This window comes from Pseudomonas sp. GQ91 (assembly GCF_059758795.1).
This window is the reverse complement of sequence record NZ_JCAXED010000053.1, coordinates 1-600: the sequence shown is the minus strand read 5'-3', so window position 1 is coordinate 600 and position 600 is coordinate 1. Positions and strand designations below refer to the sequence as shown.

General features: G+C 61.0%; 1 protein-coding gene. It reads left to right on the top strand.

What is annotated here, in order from left to right; translation table 11 throughout:
- Window positions 1–600, top strand: a 600-nt coding sequence (locus AC6CIA_RS26370) for an Ig-like domain-containing protein (protein ID WP_498316084.1), incomplete at both ends; no start/stop codon positions are given.

Here is a 600-nt window from a genome sequence, read left to right as displayed (position 1 = left end):
AACCACCTTCGTGGCGGATGCCGGTACGGCTGAACTCGCCGCGGGCAGCCTGACTGTCCTGGATGACGGTGCGGCTGCAAACAACACTGACACCAACCGCGTGCAAGTGCGGGTGACTGATGCCAGCGGCAACGGGGTGCCTAATGCCGAGGTGAAGTTCACCGCGACTAATGGCGCGACCATCCCAGGTACTGCCACGACAGGTGCAGACGGCAAAGTGTCGGTGACCTTGACCAGCACAACCGCGGGCATCAGTGTGGTCACTGCCAGCGTGGGTAGCAGCACTCAGAGCGTTAACAGCACCTTTATCGCGCATGCCGGCTCAGCCGAAATTGGCAACGGTGCGTTGGTGATGACCACTGATAATCAGCCAGCCAACGGCACGGCACAGAACGTGGTGCAAGCCACGATCACCGACGCCAACGGCAACCTTGTCCCTAATCAGGTCGTCACCTTCAGCGTGGAGTCCGGTGCAGCAACACTGAGCGGCACTACCGCTACTACCAACGCTTCGGGCGTGGCCAGCATGACGCTGACCAGCACCCAAGCGGGCAGCAGCACCTTGAAAGCCAGCATCAATGGCAGCGAACGTACCGTGGA